The organism is Aquitalea pelogenes (assembly GCF_001515305.1).
Taxonomy (GTDB): Bacteria; Pseudomonadota; Gammaproteobacteria; order Burkholderiales; family Chromobacteriaceae; genus Aquitalea; species Aquitalea pelogenes.
This window is the reverse complement of the sequence record NZ_LNQV01000070.1, coordinates 1-14,370: the sequence shown is the minus strand read 5'-3', so window position 1 is coordinate 14,370 and position 14,370 is coordinate 1. Positions and strand designations below refer to the sequence as shown.

Sequence of the window (14,370 nt, the reverse complement as noted above, 5' to 3'; positions counted from 1 at the left end):
GACTTCCTTCCTCCCGGTACGCTGGTCGTGACCCAGGGAGAACAGCAGGATTTCCAGCTTGTTGGTCCCTGCCAGTTTTGTTCTGGCATCGATTTTTTTAAGAAGCTCTGACACAGAAACCTCCGCAGCCTCGGTTCGTTGTTATGGCGTATTACTCCCGTTGTATACGCCAGTTATGCATTTTCCCAGCTTTCTTTGAAAACTGTCTTGGTTAAGATCAGACTTTAAGTTGGCTTGGCTCAGACTTAGTCATTATCATACTGTTTAAGTCCTTTTTACAAATACGACGCGAAACATGGCCAAGACAGCATCAAATTTGAAAGACCAGGAGATGCTGGAGGCGGCTTTCGAGCAGTTCAATACGGTCTCCAGTCAATTGATTGATGCTTATCGTCAGCTGGAAGTACAGGTAAATGTACTCAATGCCCAGCTGGATGAGGCTAACAATCAATTGCGAAAGCAGCGTGACGAAAATGCCGAGTTGGCCGAGCGCCTGGGCATGTTGCTTGAAGCCCTGCCGGCCGGCGTGGTTGAGCTGTCGCCAGATGGTGTGGTGGTTGCGCAGAATCCGGCCGCACAGTCCTTGCTGGATGGTGAGCATGTCGGCCAGGGTTGGGCCACGGTGCTTGGCCGGTGGGAGCATGCCGAACTGGACGGAACGTATATTCTTCCCTATCAAGGAGGAGAACGGCGTCTGGCCTTGCAGTATCAGGACTTGCCAGCTTCTGGCGGACGCATCGTGCTATTGCATGATGTCAGCCGCCTGCATCATTTGACCGTGGAGCTGGCCCACCAGCAAAAGCTGGCAGCAATGGGTGGCATGGCAGCTTCACTGGCCCACCAACTGCGCACTCCTTTGGCCACGGCCATGCTCTACACTGCCAATCTCAAGCAAGAAGGGCTGCGCCCGGAAGACCGGGCGCGCTTTGTTGACAAGAGCCTGGCGCGGATGAAGGCACTGGAGGGTTTGATCCAGAACATGCTGGGCTTTGTCCGTGGGCAAACCAGTGCACTGGAAGTGCTGGATGTGGACGTGCTGGTGGAAGATGTGGCGGCAGTGTTGATTCCACAATGTCATGAGCGTGGCATGATTTGGGATTGCCACAAACAGCTACCGTCTGCCATAACGGTAATGGCAGATCGCAAGGCCTTGCAAGGTGCCCTGGTGAACCTGCTGGAGAACGCCATGCATTTCTCTCCGGAAGGCGGGCGGATAGGCTTGCTGGTGGGCTTGCAGGGTAATCAGGTACATTTTCGGGTTGAGGATGACGGCATCGGTTTGGGCGGGGCGGATCCTGCCAGGCTGTTTGAACCCTTCTTCACCACCCGTCCTGGTGGAACCGGCCTGGGCTTGTCGATTGTCAAGAAGGTGGCCGATGAACTATCCGGTAGCGTGACGGGTGGGGATCGCCAGCAAGGCGGTGCTTTTTTTGAATTGAGTCTTCCCTGTCTTGGTGGGGAAATAGCGCATGACTAAGTTGATCAGGGGAAAATGCATATGAAACCAGTGGTAAAAGTTGATGGCCAGATCGGTACGCTGATGCTGGTAGGCCAGTTTGATTTCAATCTGCACAAGGATTTTCGCCTGGCCAGTCAGGAATTGCTGGAAAACCCGGCCATCCAGGAAATTCAGGTTGATTTTGACCAGGTGCCGTTTCTGGACAGTTCGGCGCTGGGCATGTTGCTGTTGCTGAAGGAGAGGGCAACCAGTCAGAAAAAATCCATGTCACTGGTGAACTGTCGCGACACGGTGCTGCAAGTGCTGGAAATTGCCTGCTTTAACAAGATGTTTACAATCAAGTAAGCATTGACTTGCACTCCGGGGTGCATCACCGCTTGAGGTCAGGCTTGATAAATTCTTTGATAAGCAGAAATTAAAATAATTCAAGCCTATCCGGATATATACGTATTTACCTGTTTTACACGATTCGCCCCTTGATTTAATCAACAGATTGGCTGATGAAGAAGTTAGTACATTGGCAATTTGTTGAAAGCCGGGGGAGACATGGTGCTTTCGGATCGGCAGCGACGGTTGGCAGGTAGTGGATTCAGTATCTTTGCCATCGTGCTTGCGCTTGCTGCGGGCATAGGGGGGCGGCTGGATGGCTTCCTGTCCGTTTTGTTGGGTTTGGTGCAAGTGGCAGCGTTGGTGTGTTGGTGGTTGCCAAAGGAGGACGGGGTGTCTGATCAGGAAAATCCAGCTGCATCCAGTCAGCCATTGCAGGCAGCCCCTGTACCTGACTGCGTGGATTTCATCCATGAGCAGATTTCCCAGTCCAAAGGTGAGGTTGCGCGGGTGCAGGCGCTGATTGAGGACGCTGTCGTCACCCTGGCTAACAGTTTTTCGGGTTTGTCGCGTGAAGCTGCAGCCCAGCTGGAACTGGCAGAGTCATTGGCCAAGGGCGACCTGGGCATGGATGCGCATGCGCTTTCCTTCACCGGTTTTGTCACCGAAATCGCCGCAGCCATGTCCGGCTTCGTGGAAAAGACGGTGGACAACAGCCGTCTGGCGATGTTGCTGGTCGAGCAGATGGAGTCCATGGGCAAGGAGATGCAGGATGTCATCCGGCTGCTGGATGAAATCCACTCCATCACCAACCAGACCAATATGCTGGCGCTCAATGCATCGATTGAGGCGGCGCGTGCCGGGGAGTTGGGACGGGGTTTCGCCGTTGTGGCAGACGAAGTACGCCATTTGTCCGGACGGACCAGCTCTTTCAGCGAGCAGATCCGCGACCTGATCAACCGGGTCAATGGCTCGGTGACGCATGCCGAAGGGCTGATCAATCAGCTGGCCTCACAGGACATGATGTTTACCTTGCAGGCCAAGCAACGGCTGGATGAGACTTCTTCCCGCATCAACGACATGGATGCCCTGATGGCGGAATCTGTTGGCCGTTTGCGGCATGGTGTGGGCTTGCTGTCCGACCATGTGGGGGATGCAGTGCGTTCCCTGCAGTTCCAGGACATGGTGTCCCAGTTGATTGCCCATGTCGGCAAACGCCTGTATGGCATTGAAGAAATGATGGAATTGAACAGCCGTCCGGCACAAGAACAAGAAGAGTGGGCATTGACGGTGGCGGCAAGGCTGACGGAACTGCGTCAGGCCTTGTCCAGCAACCCGGTGGCACAAGGCCGTATGGAAAGCGGCAGCATAGATCTGTTTTGAGCGTGAACAAAAGAAAAGTGGGAACAACATGCCAAAAAAAGTACTGACAGTTGACGACTCGGCATCCATTCGCCAGATGGTGACCTTTACCCTGAAGAGTGCGGGCTACGAAGTGGTAGAGGCGACGGATGGCAATGGCGGCCTGGCGCGGGCGCAGGCAGATACCTTTGACCTGATCCTGACCGACCAGAACATGCCGGGCATGGATGGGCTCAATCTGATACGGGCACTGCGCAAGCTGCCGGCTTACGGCAGTACGCCCATCCTGATGCTGACCACCGAGTCCAGCGACCAGATGAAATCACTTGGCCGTGCTGCGGGTGCCACCGGCTGGCTGGTGAAACCGTTTGATCCGCAGAAATTGCTGGATGTCGTGAAGCGCCTCGTCGGTTAATACAGCGCTGCCGGCCGGTGTCGGCCATGGCAATCAGGGTGGCTTGCATTTTTGCATGGCCCAGCAGGGGGATGCATCGTGTCTATTGATATGTCGCAGTTTCATCAGGTGTTTTTTGATGAGACCGACGAACACCTCGCTACCATGGAGGGGGTATTGCTGGCGGTGGATGTAGCTGCACCGGACAGCGAGGACCTCAATGCCATCTTTCGTGCCGCGCACTCCATCAAGGGGGGCGCTGCCACCTTTGGTTTTGGCGATCTGGCCGCACTCACCCATGTCCTGGAAAACCTGCTGGACAAGGTGCGCAAGGGCACCATGCAACTGAGCACCGCCATGGTGGATGTGTGCCTGCAAGCCAAGGACGTGCTGGCGGCCATGCTGGCTGCGCATCGTGGTGCACCGCCTGTAGACCCTTCTTCCGTGCGGGCAGTCGAGCAGCAACTGACCGCGCTGGTGAATAAGGACGCGGCAGTGTCCGCGCCTGCCGCAGCGATTGTTCCCACCGTGCCTGCCAGTCATCCGCCAGCAAGCAGCACGATGTACATCGAGCTGGATCATCTGCCGGATACGGACTACGACGCCTTGTTGCAATCCATGGCCTTGCTGGGAGAGATGAGTCTTGTCCAGCCAGGGTCTGATGACCCGGCTCAGCCCTGGGTGCTGGTCTTGACCAGTGCCCTTCACGCCGATGAAGTGTCCGAGTCGCTGGCCTTTTCCATCGCGCCAGACCATTTCCGCATCACGGTGGACCATGGTCAGCAAGACGAAGGGGATTTCGGCCTGTTCCTCTCCGCCAGCGTAGGCGAGCCAGCTGCAGCCCCGGGCGGTGATGTCGCCTTTGAAGAGGATGGTTTTGGCCTGTTCGCGCCTTCTCTTCCTGATGGTGCTGTCCATGGCGATGTGGACGATGGCTTTGGCCTGTTCGAACCCTTGCCAGATGCCAACGCGACGCCGTCCGTCGCACTTGAGGACGATGGCTTCGGCTTGTTTGTTCCGCTTGCTGCCGCAGAACCTGCGCCTGTCATGGTGCACGAAGAAGAGGGCTTCGGCCTGTTTGCGCCCATGCCTGCGGCATCTCCTGCCCAGGCTGTACCACCGCAACCGGTGGCTCCTGTGGCTGCGCCCCGTGCCGAGCGTGTGCAGCCCGCGGCGGAAAACTCCATCCGGGTGAATACCGACAAGGTGGACCTGTTGTTGAACCTGGTAGGTGAGCTGGTCATCACCCAATCCATGCTCAGCCAGTCCGGAGAGAATCTGGACCCGGTCCAGCATGAACGTCTGCTGGGCGGGATCCTGGCTTTACAGCGTAATGCCCGCGAGCTGCAGGAAGCCGTCATGTCCATCCGCATGACGCCTATATCTTTTGTCTTCAACCGTTTTCCCCGTGTGGTGCGTGACCTGGCCAGCAAGCTGGGCAAGCAGATCGAGCTGAAAATGGTTGGGGAGAATACCGAACTGGACAAAGGCTTCATCGAAAAGCTGGCCGATCCCTTGACCCACTTGGTGCGCAACAGCCTGGACCATGGGGTCGAGTCGCCCGAAGTGCGAGTGGCCAAGGGCAAGTCGGCCACTGGCCGCCTGACCCTGCGGGCATTTCATCAAGGTGGCAGCATTGTCATCGAAGTGACGGACGACGGAGCCGGGCTGAACCGGGCGCGCATCCTGTCCAAGGCACGTGAGCGCGGCATGGCGGTCAGCGATGCACTGAGCGACAGCGAAGTATGGGGCTTGATCTTCGAAGCCGGCTTTTCCACTGCTGCCGAAGTGACCGATGTGTCCGGTCGTGGTGTCGGCATGGATGTGGTGAAGCGCAATATCCAGAGCATGGGCGGGCGTATCGACATCGACTCCCTGGCGGATTTTGGCACCACCATCAGTATTCGCCTGCCACTGACGCTGGCCATCATGGACGGCATGTCGGTACGCAGTGGTGACGATATTTATGTCATTCCACTCAGCTTTGTGCTGGAGTCCCTGCAGCCGCAGGCCGCAGATCTCAAAACGGTTGCCGGCAAGGGGCAGGTGGTGAATGTGCGCGGACAGTATCTGCCCATCGTCTCACTGGCGGCCTTCTTCCCAGGCGACAGCAGCCATGTCACCACCGATCCGACCCGTGCCATTCTGGTGATTGTGGAAGCCGGCGGCCAGCAACTGGCCTTGCAAGTGGATGAGCTGATCGGCCAGCAGCAATTCGTAGTGAAGAACCTGGAAAGCAATTACCGCAAGGTAGAAGGTGTTGCCGGTGCCACCATCATGGGAGATGGCAGGGTAGCCCTGATTCTTGATATTTCCATCATCGCACGCCACAGGCAGCGGCAAGCCGCACGGCCCATGGCGAGCGATCCGGCATAGAAAAAGGCAAGTTTCCATGAGCGAACAGCTGGAATACCGCCACGGACAAAGCAAGGCAGTGCGCGAGCTGCTGGTGTTTACCCTGGGGCAGGAAGAATACGGCATTGATATTCTCAAAGTGCAGGAAATCCGTGGTTACGACCCGGTCACCCGCATTGCCAATGCGCCCCCCTTCATCAAGGGCGTGGTCAATCTGCGGGGCAGCATTGTTCCCATCGTGGACATGCGCATCAAGTTTGGCCTGGGCGAGCCGGTTTACGACGCATTTACCGTGGTGATCATCCTCAACATTTTCCAGCGCACGGTGGGTGTGGTGGTGGATGGCGTGTCGGATGTCATCCAGCTGGAGGCCGACGAGCTGCGTGAGCCGCCCGAATTCGGCTCGGTGGTGGAAACCAGATATATCGAAGGACTGGGTACCAAGGGGGAGCGCATGGTGATCATTGTGGATATCGAGCGCCTGATGAGCAGCGATGAAATGGCGCTGGTTGATGTGACGGACCAAGGCTGAAGCCGACAGGCTGTAAGGGAGAGGTGAAACATGAATAATCTGAAAGTAACGCACCGCTTGCTACTGGGTTTTGGCCTGCTGGTTGCCGTCATCATTGCCGCCATGGCGGTGGCCATCAGCCAGATTCACAGTCTGCGTGATGATATTGACGAAATTGCCAATGTCCATGTGCCGCGCGCGGCCGAGGCCAACAAGGTGATTGATGATGTCAATCTCACCGCTCGCGCCACGCGCACGCTGCTGCTGGCGCGCGACCCTAACGTGCTGCTGGACCAACGCAAGCAGGTTGAAGACGCACTGGGCCGCATCACCACCGAGATGGGCAAGTTATCCGGCGGCGTACCTGCGGCAGGCCAGGCATTGTTTGACAAGGTCAAGACCCAGGAAGCCGGCTACCGCCAGCAGTTGCAACAATTCTTGCAGCAACTGAAGGCCGGGCAGGAGGAAGAAGCCAGGAATTACCTGCTGCAAACCCTGCGTCCCACCCAGGTTGAGTACCTCAAGTCTATTGGCAACTATGTCGAGTTCGAGGAAGGCCTGTCCAAGCAAGTTGCCGAAGGGACGCTGGCCCGCGCCAATAGTGCCGGGACATTGCTCAATATCCTGCTGGCAGCTGCCGTGCTGATCGGCATCATTGCCGGTTGGCTGATCAGCCGCTCCTTGCTGCGCCAGATTGGCGGAGAACCGGCTGATGCAGTACAGCTGATGCAAGAGCTGGCAGCCGGCGAAGTCACCACCGAACTGAAAGTGGCGGCAGGGGACAGCAACAGCCTGTTTGCCTATATCCGTCAGGCAGCCGACAAGGCAGTGGAAAATATCCGGGTGCGCAATGCGCTGGATCACGCCGCCACCAATATGATGATTGCCGATGCCGAATTCAATGTGGTGTATGCCAATCAGTCGGTGGTCAATATGTTTGCCCTGGCGGAAAGCGATATCCGTCATGACCTGCCGCAGTTCTCTGCCCGTAACCTGCTGGGCAGCAATATCGACCAGTTCCACCGCAATCCCGGTCACCAGCGCGGCCTGATGCAGCAGTTGCGCGGTTCGCACAATGGCACCATCCATATCGGTGGCCGCACCTTCAACCTGATTCTCACCCCCATCAATGGTGCTGGTGGCAAGCGACTGGGCTACGGTGTGGAGTGGATTGACCGTACTGCCGAACTGGCCCACCAGGCTGCCGAACAGCAGCGCATCGAGGCCGAACGTGCGGTTGCCGCCGAAAACGCCCGTATCCGCAGTGCACTGGATAATGTCACCACCAATGTGATGATTGCCGACAACGACCGCAACATCATCTATCTCAATCACAGCGTGATGGACATGCTGACCAATGCCGAAGCCGACCTGCGCAAGGCTTTGCCCAACTTCAGCGCGCGTCATGTGCTGGGTGGCAGCATGGACATGTTCCACCGCAATCCGGCCCACCAGCGCGACCTGCTGGCCAATCTTCGCGCTACCTACAAGGCGGACATCGCAGTGGGCGGGCGTCATTTCTCGCTGACCGCCAACCCGGTGTTCGGTGCCGATGGTGAACGCCTGGGCAGTGTGGTGGAGTGGAAGGATCGTACCGGCGAGGTGATGATCGAGAAAGAAGTGGAAGCCATCGTCCATGCCGCGGCACGAGGCGACTATGGTTCCCGACTGGTACTGGAGGACAAGACCGGCTTCTTCCGCATGCTGTCGGAAGGCGTCAACCAACTGCTGGATGTCACCAGCCGCGCGCTGGATGATATTGCAACCGTGCTGGGCGGCCTGGCGCAGGGCGACCTGACCCGCACCATCCATAATGATTACGACGGCATGCTGGGTCAGCTCAAGAGCGATACCAATACCACGGTAGAGCGACTGCGCAGCATCGTGGGCAATATCCAGGAATCCACCGAGGCCATCAATACCGCAGCCCAGGAAATCTCGGCGGGTAACAGCAATCTGTCCGGCCGTACCGAACAGCAGGCAGCCAGCCTGGAGGAAACCGCCTCCAGCATGGAGGAAATCACCAGTACCGTCCGGCAGAATGCGGAAAACGCCAAGAAGGCCAATACCCTGGCGACCGGTGCCTCCGACATTGCCGCACGCGGTGGTCAGGTGGTGGGCAATGTGGTGTCCACCATGAACGAGATCAACGACAGCGCCAAGAAGATTGTCGACATCATCAGCGTGATTGACGGCATTGCCTTCCAGACCAATATCCTGGCGCTCAATGCGGCGGTGGAAGCCGCCCGCGCTGGCGAGCAAGGCCGTGGTTTTGCCGTGGTGGCCAGTGAAGTGCGCAGCCTGGCCCAGCGTTCGGCGGCAGCGGCCAAGGAAATCAAGCTGCTGATTGGCGATTCGGTGGACAAGGTGGAGTCCGGCAGCCGGCTGGTGGATGAAGCAGGCCGCACCATGGACGAAATTGTCAGTGCCATCCGTCGTGTGGCCGACATCATGAGTGATATCTCGGCTGCTTCTGTCGAACAAAGCTCCGGTATCGAACAGGTCAATCTGGCGGTCACGCAGATGGACGAAAACACCCAGAAGAACGCTGCACTGGTGGAACAGGCCGCTGCCGCAGCGGAATCGCTGGAGGATCAGGCCCGGCACCTGATGGATGCCGTTTCCATCTTCAGGCTGGATGGCAGCAGTGCGCCGCGACTGGCAGCCCCCAGAAGCGGGCAGGGGCGAGCATCGGTTAGCCCGGCGCGACTGACACAGCAAGCGGGACAGCAGGTCAAGCCGGTAGCGGCACGTGCCCCCGTACATGCCGAGCGCATCAAGACCTTGCCCGGCCCGTCTGCGCATGATGATGAGTGGGAAGAATTCTGATGGGTGCGACAAGGCCTGATGAGCGCTGAACGCGATATCAAGTTCACGGCAGCGGATTTCCGCCGGCTGCGGCAAATGCTCTATCAGCGCGTGGGAATTTCGCTGAATGACAGCAAAAGCCATATGGCGTATTCCCGGCTGGCAAAGCGTGTGCGCCAGCTGGGTTTCCGCCAGTTCAGCGATTATCTGGACTTGCTGGATGGCAGTGCGGAGACCGAGGAGTGGCAGCATTTCGTCAATGCGCTCACCACCAATCTGACCGCCTTTTTCCGTGAACCGCATCATTTCGACCTGTTGCGCCTGCATGCGATGGAGCGCGCTGGCCAGGACCGTTTGTACCGCGTATGGAGTTCGGCAGTTTCCACCGGCGAGGAGGCCTACTCCATCGCGATGACCTTGCTGTCGCTGCCGCAGCTCAACCGGCAGCGGCTTGAGGTGGTGGCGTCGGATATCGACACCCGGGTGCTCAGTCATGCGGCAGATGGTGTGTATGATGCCGAGCGTACCCGTACGCTGGATCCCGCTCTGCTCAAGCGTTATTTTTTGCGCGGCGTGGGCCGCAATGCCGGCAAGGTACGCATTCGCAAGGAGCTACGCGAGCACCTGTCGTTTTATCAGTTCAACCTGGTTGCAGAGCCGTGGCCGGACATGGGGCGCTTTGACGTGATTTTTTGCCGCAATGTGCTGATTTATTTTGACAAGCCAACCCAGGCTGCCATCCTGCAACGCTTTGCGCGCTGCTTGCAGCCTGACGGTTTGCTGTTTCTGGGACATTCGGAAAACATCATGCATCTGACCGATGCCTTCCAGTCCTGTGGCCGGACGGCTTATCGCTTGCTTGGGCAGGACGCAAGGGAATGAACATGACAGCCACCGCCCAGCGCAAGATCAGAGTGGTCGTGGTAGATGATTCGGCCCTCATCCGCAGCCTGCTCACCAGCATCATCAATGAAGCGCCGGACATGGAGGTGGTGGCCACCGCGTCCGACCCCATCGTCGCGCGCGAGCGCATCCGTGAAACCAACCCGGACATGATCACGCTGGATGTGGAAATGCCGCGCATGGACGGGCTGGAGTTCCTGCGCCGTTTGATGCGTTTGCGTCCGACGCCGGTGTTGATGATTTCGTCCCTGACCCAGAGCGGTTCGGAAACCACCCTCAGTGCGCTGGAGCTGGGCGCGGTGGACTTCCTGCCCAAACCCACGGTGGATGTCAGCAATACCATGCAGGATTATGCCGATGATATCCGCGACAAGATCCGCATGGTGGCGGCTGCCCGTTTGCGTCGCCCGGCCTGTTTGCCACTCCGGCAGCACCGCCGGCCAGCCGGCTGTCGCCTGCGCTGCTGCGGCAGAATGCCATCATTGCGGTAGGGGCCTCCACAGGGGGCACCGATGCCATCAAGGAGTTTCTCGACAAGCTGCCTGCCAATTGTCCGCCGGTGATGATCGTGCAGCACATGCCCGAAGGCTTCACCTTGTCCTTTGCCCGCCGTCTGGACAAGCTGTGCGCCATGCATGTGAAAGAGGCGGAAGACGGTGAACCGCTGCTGCGTGGTACCGCCTATATTGCACCCGGCCATTCGCACATGCGGCTTGGCAAGGGAACGCAGGGCTTTGTCATCTGCCTGGACCAAAGCCCGCCGGTCAACCGTCATCGCCCGGCCGTGGATGTGCTGTTCGAGTCGGTCGCCAATCTGGCCGCCCCGCAGACCGTCGCTGTCATCCTCACCGGCATGGGCAAGGATGGCGCGCACGGCATGTTGCAGCTGCGCCAGGGTGGCGCCATTACCTTTGCGCAGGATGAGGCCAGCTGTGTGGTGTATGGCATGCCGCGCGAGGCAGTGGCACAGGGCGGGGTGATGCATGTCCACCCGCTGGCGCAACTGGGTGACAAAGTGCTGGATGTGCTGCGTCTTCCCCATGAGAGGGCGGGAGCATGAGCCATTCCGAGCAGCCCTCTACACGGCGCTATTTCGATCGGCAGTTTCAGATTGATGCCATCAAGATTCTGCCGGGCGAATATTTTGCCACCCGCCAGCCCTTGATGCTGACCACCTTGCTCGGTTCCTGTGTAGCCGTTTGCCTGATGGACCGCACGGCCGGCGTGCATGGCATGAATCATTTCCTGTTGCCGCAAGGCAGCGACTGGCATAGCCAGACCAGCGTACCGGCCCGCTTCGGGGTCAATGCCATGGAATTGCTGATTACCGACATGCAGAAACTGGGTGCCCAGCGCCAGCGGCTGGAAGCCAAGGTGTTTGGTGCCGGCAATGTGCTGGATGGCATGTCGGTGGTGAATGTCGGCGAGCAGAACAGTGAATTCATCCGTGCCTATCTCAAGAGCGAAGGCATTCCCCTGCTGGCCGAGGATTTGCTGGGCAGCTTTGCCCGCAAGGTGTTTTTCTTTCCCGGTGATGGCAAGGTGATGGTGCGCAAGCTCAAGAACAGCCGCACCCTGGCTTCCAAGGAAGCCGCCTACCGCCAGCGGCTGGACCGGCAGAGCACCAGTCAGCCCGGTGGCGATATCGACCTCTTCATCTAGCCTCAGTCCCGTTGCAGGTGTGGCAGCTTGTCTGTCACTTCCGCCCAGTCGGCGTGGTCGGGCAGTGGTGCTTTGCTGGCGGTGATGCTGGGCCAGCGTTTTGACAGCTCGGCATTCAGCTGGATATACACCTGCTGCCCGGCTGGCACATCATCTTCGGCATAAATGGCAGACACCGGGCATTCGGCCACGCACAGCGTGCAGTCAATGCACTCGTCCGGATCAATGGCGAGAAAATTGGGGCCTTCATGAAAGCAATCCACCGGGCAGACATCCACGCAATCCGTGTATTTGCATTTGACGCAGGCATCGGTTACAACGTAGGCCACTTTGCTTTCCTCCTGAATTGGCCGGGCCAACTGCTGTCACACGCTTTGCGGTGGCGGCAAGCAAGCCGGGCAGGGACAGAACGGACAAGGGTAATATCTGAGTATTTCACTCGGATATTATTCACCAAAAATCACCGTGCTGCTCCCCCAATGTGATGTTGATTGCCAGAACTGTTGCCATGCCAGACATTCCCTATCCCTATCGAGGTCGCTTTGCCCCCAGTCCCACCGGCTTGTTACATGCCGGCTCCCTGATGACAGCCGTTGGCAGCTATCTGGAAGCGCGCAGCCGTGGCGGCGAGTGGTGGGTCCGCATGGAAGACCTGGACCCGCCGCGTGAAATGCCCGGCGCTGCCGACCATATCCTGCGCACGCTGGAAGCTTTCGGTTTTGAATGGGACGGCGAAGTGGTGTACCAGAGCCAGCGCCACCACCTGTATCAGGCGGCTTTGCAGCAACTGGTGGACAGCGGCCATGTTTATCCCTGCAGCTGCTCGCGCAAGGAAATCACCAGCGTCGCCAGCCGTGGCGTGGATGGCCATGTCTATCCGGGCTGGTGTCGTGACGGCTGCCGCAAGCAGCGTGAACACCATGCCTGGCGCTTGCGGGTGGATGATGCGCCAGTCAGCTTTGTCGACCGGCTGCAAGGCCTGTACCAGCAAAACCTGGCTGCGGACATCGGCGACTTCGTGCTGCTGCGGGCAGATGGCTTCTGGGCCTATCAACTGGCCGTGGTGGTGGATGATGCCGAACAGGGCATGACCGATATCGTCCGCGGTGCCGACCTGCTGGTGTCCACCCCGCGACAAATCCATGTGCAGCGCTGCCTGGGCCTGCCTGCGCCGGACTACTGTCATCTGCCCTTGCTGGTGAATGCCGCCGGGGAAAAGCTCTCCAAGCAAACCCTGGCACCTGCCATCAATCCGGCCCAGGTCGCGCAGGAACTGCGTCTGGCACTGTGCCGCCTGGGTCAGTTGCCGCCGCCAGAATGTCAGACTGCCGCTGAGCTGTGGCAATGGGCGCTGGCCAACTGGAGTTTGGCCAGCGTGCCTGCCGGTCCCTGTCCGCTCTGAATTCCCGCTTTTTTTCCTGCCCCATGCCCGGCCTGTGCCGGACATTGTCTTTTCTGCGCTTGCCAACCTGCTAACGCGCGTTGCTGTTTATCAGTCTTTTATCTGATTCAAGACATGGTGATTTGCCGGCAAAGCACCTAAACCATAGAGATGACCTTGCTGATGGGGTCGGCTGCCGCACTGCGACCAACAATGGCGTGTGCATGTTCAAAACCGCGACATGGAATTACATATGCGTAAATAACATATTTACAAAATAATTAAATACTAATATTGTGAAGCTCATACAGAACACGTTCTTTAACAGCTTCGATTTTCGGCCTCGATGGAGACAAGACCATGAGCGAGACCAAAGTAAAAAAAGCGGCCCTTGGCGTGTGGATGTGTACCGCCCTGGTAGTGGGCAATATGATCGGTTCCGGTGTATTCCTGCTTCCCGCTTCGCTAGCCCCCTACGGGGGGATGTCCCTGATCGGCTGGGCAATTACCTCGGCCGGTGCCATTTGTCTGGCGCTGGTGTTTGCCCGGCTTTCCGCCATGATTCCCAAAGAGGGTGGCCCCTACGCTTATATCCATGCCGGCTTTGGCGACTTTGCCGGTTTCTGGATTGCCTGGGGTTACTGGATAGCCCTGTGGGCTGGCAACGCCGCCCTGGCGGTGGCCGCCACCAGCTATATGCAGGTGTTTTTCCCGCAACTGGGGCATGACAACCTGCTGGCAGCTGCCTTTTCCATCGGCTTGATCTGGACCGTTACCTGGATCAACAGCCGCGGTGCGCGCAGTTCCGGCCTGGTGGCGGTGGTGACTACCGTACTCAAACTGGTGCCACTGGCAGCCGTCACCTTTATCGGCTTCTTCTACATGCACCCGGAAAACCTGGTGTTCAACCCGCACGGCAAGCCCTTGTTGAGTTCGGTTTCCGCCACCATGGCGCTCACCCTGTGGGCGTTTCTGGGACTGGAGTCCGCCTCGGTTCCTGCCGGTGATGTGGTCAACCCCAGCAAGACCATTCCGCGTGCCACTGTCATCGGCACCTTGCTGGCCACCGTGCTGTACATCCTGTCCACGGTGTCGCTGATGGGGGTGATGTCACCGGCCATGCTGGCCAATTCTCAAGCCCCGTTTGCCGATGCCGCCCGCCTGATGTGGGGCGACTGGGCCTACTGGGTGGTGGGGCTGGGGGCGTG

14 protein-coding genes and 1 pseudogene are annotated in these 14,370 nt (G+C 58.5%); 13 read left to right on the top strand and 2 right to left on the bottom strand.

Annotation, left to right across the window (positions count from 1 at the left end):
* Nucleotides 1–114 (bottom strand): annotated as a pseudogene (locus AWT75_RS23245) (chemotaxis protein CheV); the annotation flags it as partial.
* 202 nt (nt 115–316) lie between these two features.
* Here AWT75_RS23245 and AWT75_RS19160 point away from each other — a divergent pair.
* The 11 genes from AWT75_RS19160 (at nt 317) to cheD (ending at nt 11,781) form a co-directional block, all read left to right on the top strand.
* Entirely contained in the window at nt 317–1,477 is a 1,161-nt protein-coding gene (locus AWT75_RS19160; RefSeq protein WP_062791232.1) for a sensor histidine kinase, read from the top strand.
* Between the two features lie 21 nt (nt 1,478–1,498).
* A complete protein-coding gene (locus AWT75_RS19155) occupies nt 1,499–1,804 on the top strand; it encodes an STAS domain-containing protein (RefSeq protein WP_045848486.1) in 306 nt (101 codons plus the stop codon).
* Nucleotides 1,805–2,179: 375 nt separating this feature from the next.
* A complete protein-coding gene (locus tag AWT75_RS19150; protein ID WP_161937781.1) occupies nt 2,180–3,169 on the top strand; it encodes a methyl-accepting chemotaxis protein in 990 nt (329 codons plus the stop codon).
* Between the two features lie 28 nt (nt 3,170–3,197).
* A complete protein-coding gene (locus AWT75_RS19145) occupies nt 3,198–3,563 on the top strand; it encodes a response regulator (protein WP_062791228.1) in 366 nt (121 codons plus the stop codon).
* A 78-nt stretch (nt 3,564–3,641) separates the two neighbouring features.
* A complete protein-coding gene (locus tag AWT75_RS19140; protein ID WP_062791226.1) occupies nt 3,642–5,918 on the top strand; it encodes a chemotaxis protein CheW in 2,277 nt (758 codons plus the stop codon).
* 16 nt (nt 5,919–5,934) lie between these two features.
* Nucleotides 5,935–6,429: a chemotaxis protein CheW gene (locus AWT75_RS19135; RefSeq protein WP_062791224.1), complete on the top strand. Its 495-nt coding sequence runs from the start codon at nt 5,935–5,937 to the stop codon at nt 6,427–6,429.
* A gap of 30 nt (nt 6,430–6,459) precedes the next feature.
* Complete coding sequence (locus tag AWT75_RS23730) at nt 6,460–9,237, top strand: methyl-accepting chemotaxis protein (RefSeq protein WP_082696210.1); 2,778 nt, start codon at nt 6,460–6,462, stop codon at nt 9,235–9,237.
* A gap of 18 nt (nt 9,238–9,255) precedes the next feature.
* Nucleotides 9,256–10,098 (top strand): CheR family methyltransferase, encoded by an 843-nt coding sequence (locus tag AWT75_RS19125; RefSeq protein WP_045848482.1) that lies wholly within the window; start codon nt 9,256–9,258, stop codon nt 10,096–10,098.
* Nucleotides 10,099–10,100: 2 nt separating this feature from the next.
* A complete protein-coding gene (locus AWT75_RS23230; RefSeq protein WP_239689667.1) occupies nt 10,101–10,610 on the top strand; it encodes a response regulator in 510 nt (169 codons plus the stop codon).
* A complete protein-coding gene (locus AWT75_RS23225) occupies nt 10,532–11,179 on the top strand; it encodes a CheB methylesterase domain-containing protein (RefSeq protein WP_420835434.1) in 648 nt (215 codons plus the stop codon). The genes AWT75_RS23230 and AWT75_RS23225 overlap by 79 nt, the downstream gene beginning before the upstream one ends.
* Nucleotides 11,176–11,781 carry a chemoreceptor glutamine deamidase CheD gene (cheD, locus tag AWT75_RS19110; RefSeq protein WP_045848480.1) on the top strand — a complete coding sequence of 202 codons (606 nt, stop codon included), beginning with the start codon at nt 11,176–11,178 and terminating at the stop codon, nt 11,779–11,781. The genes AWT75_RS23225 and cheD overlap by 4 nt, the downstream gene beginning before the upstream one ends.
* Before the next feature lie 2 nt (nt 11,782–11,783).
* On the opposite strand, the gene fdxA is transcribed toward cheD, so the two are convergent.
* Nucleotides 11,784–12,110, bottom strand: coding sequence for a ferredoxin FdxA (gene fdxA / locus AWT75_RS19105; RefSeq protein WP_062791220.1), 327 nt, complete (start codon nt 12,108–12,110; stop codon nt 11,784–11,786).
* A 179-nt stretch (nt 12,111–12,289) separates the two neighbouring features.
* On the opposite strand from fdxA, the gene gluQRS reads away from it, so the two are divergent.
* Both gluQRS and AWT75_RS19095 read left to right on the top strand, forming a co-directional pair.
* A complete protein-coding gene (gluQRS, locus tag AWT75_RS19100) occupies nt 12,290–13,183 on the top strand; it encodes a tRNA glutamyl-Q(34) synthetase GluQRS (RefSeq protein ID WP_062791218.1) in 894 nt (297 codons plus the stop codon).
* 339 nt (nt 13,184–13,522) lie between these two features.
* Nucleotides 13,523–14,370, top strand: an 848-nt coding sequence (locus AWT75_RS19095; RefSeq protein WP_153013388.1) for an amino acid permease, incomplete at its 3' end; no start/stop codon positions are given.

Bases quoted from the DNA above. Each gene is read 5' to 3' on its own strand.
- AWT75_RS19145 (WP_062791228.1), top strand. From the start codon at position 3,198: ATGCCAAAAAAAGTACTGACAGTTGACGACTCGGCATCCATTCGCCAG.
- cheD (WP_045848480.1), top strand. From the start codon at position 11,176: ATGAGCCATTCCGAGCAGCCCTCTACACGGCGCTATTTCGATCGGCAG.
- AWT75_RS23730 (WP_082696210.1), top strand. From the start codon at position 6,460: ATGAATAATCTGAAAGTAACGCACCGCTTGCTACTGGGTTTTGGCCTG.
- AWT75_RS23230 (WP_239689667.1), top strand. From the start codon at position 10,101: ATGACAGCCACCGCCCAGCGCAAGATCAGAGTGGTCGTGGTAGATGAT.
- gluQRS (WP_062791218.1), top strand. From the start codon at position 12,290: ATGCCAGACATTCCCTATCCCTATCGAGGTCGCTTTGCCCCCAGTCCC.
- AWT75_RS19155 (WP_045848486.1), top strand. From the start codon at position 1,499: ATGAAACCAGTGGTAAAAGTTGATGGCCAGATCGGTACGCTGATGCTG.
- AWT75_RS19135 (WP_062791224.1), top strand. From the start codon at position 5,935: ATGAGCGAACAGCTGGAATACCGCCACGGACAAAGCAAGGCAGTGCGC.
- AWT75_RS19125 (WP_045848482.1), top strand. From the start codon at position 9,256: ATGAGCGCTGAACGCGATATCAAGTTCACGGCAGCGGATTTCCGCCGG.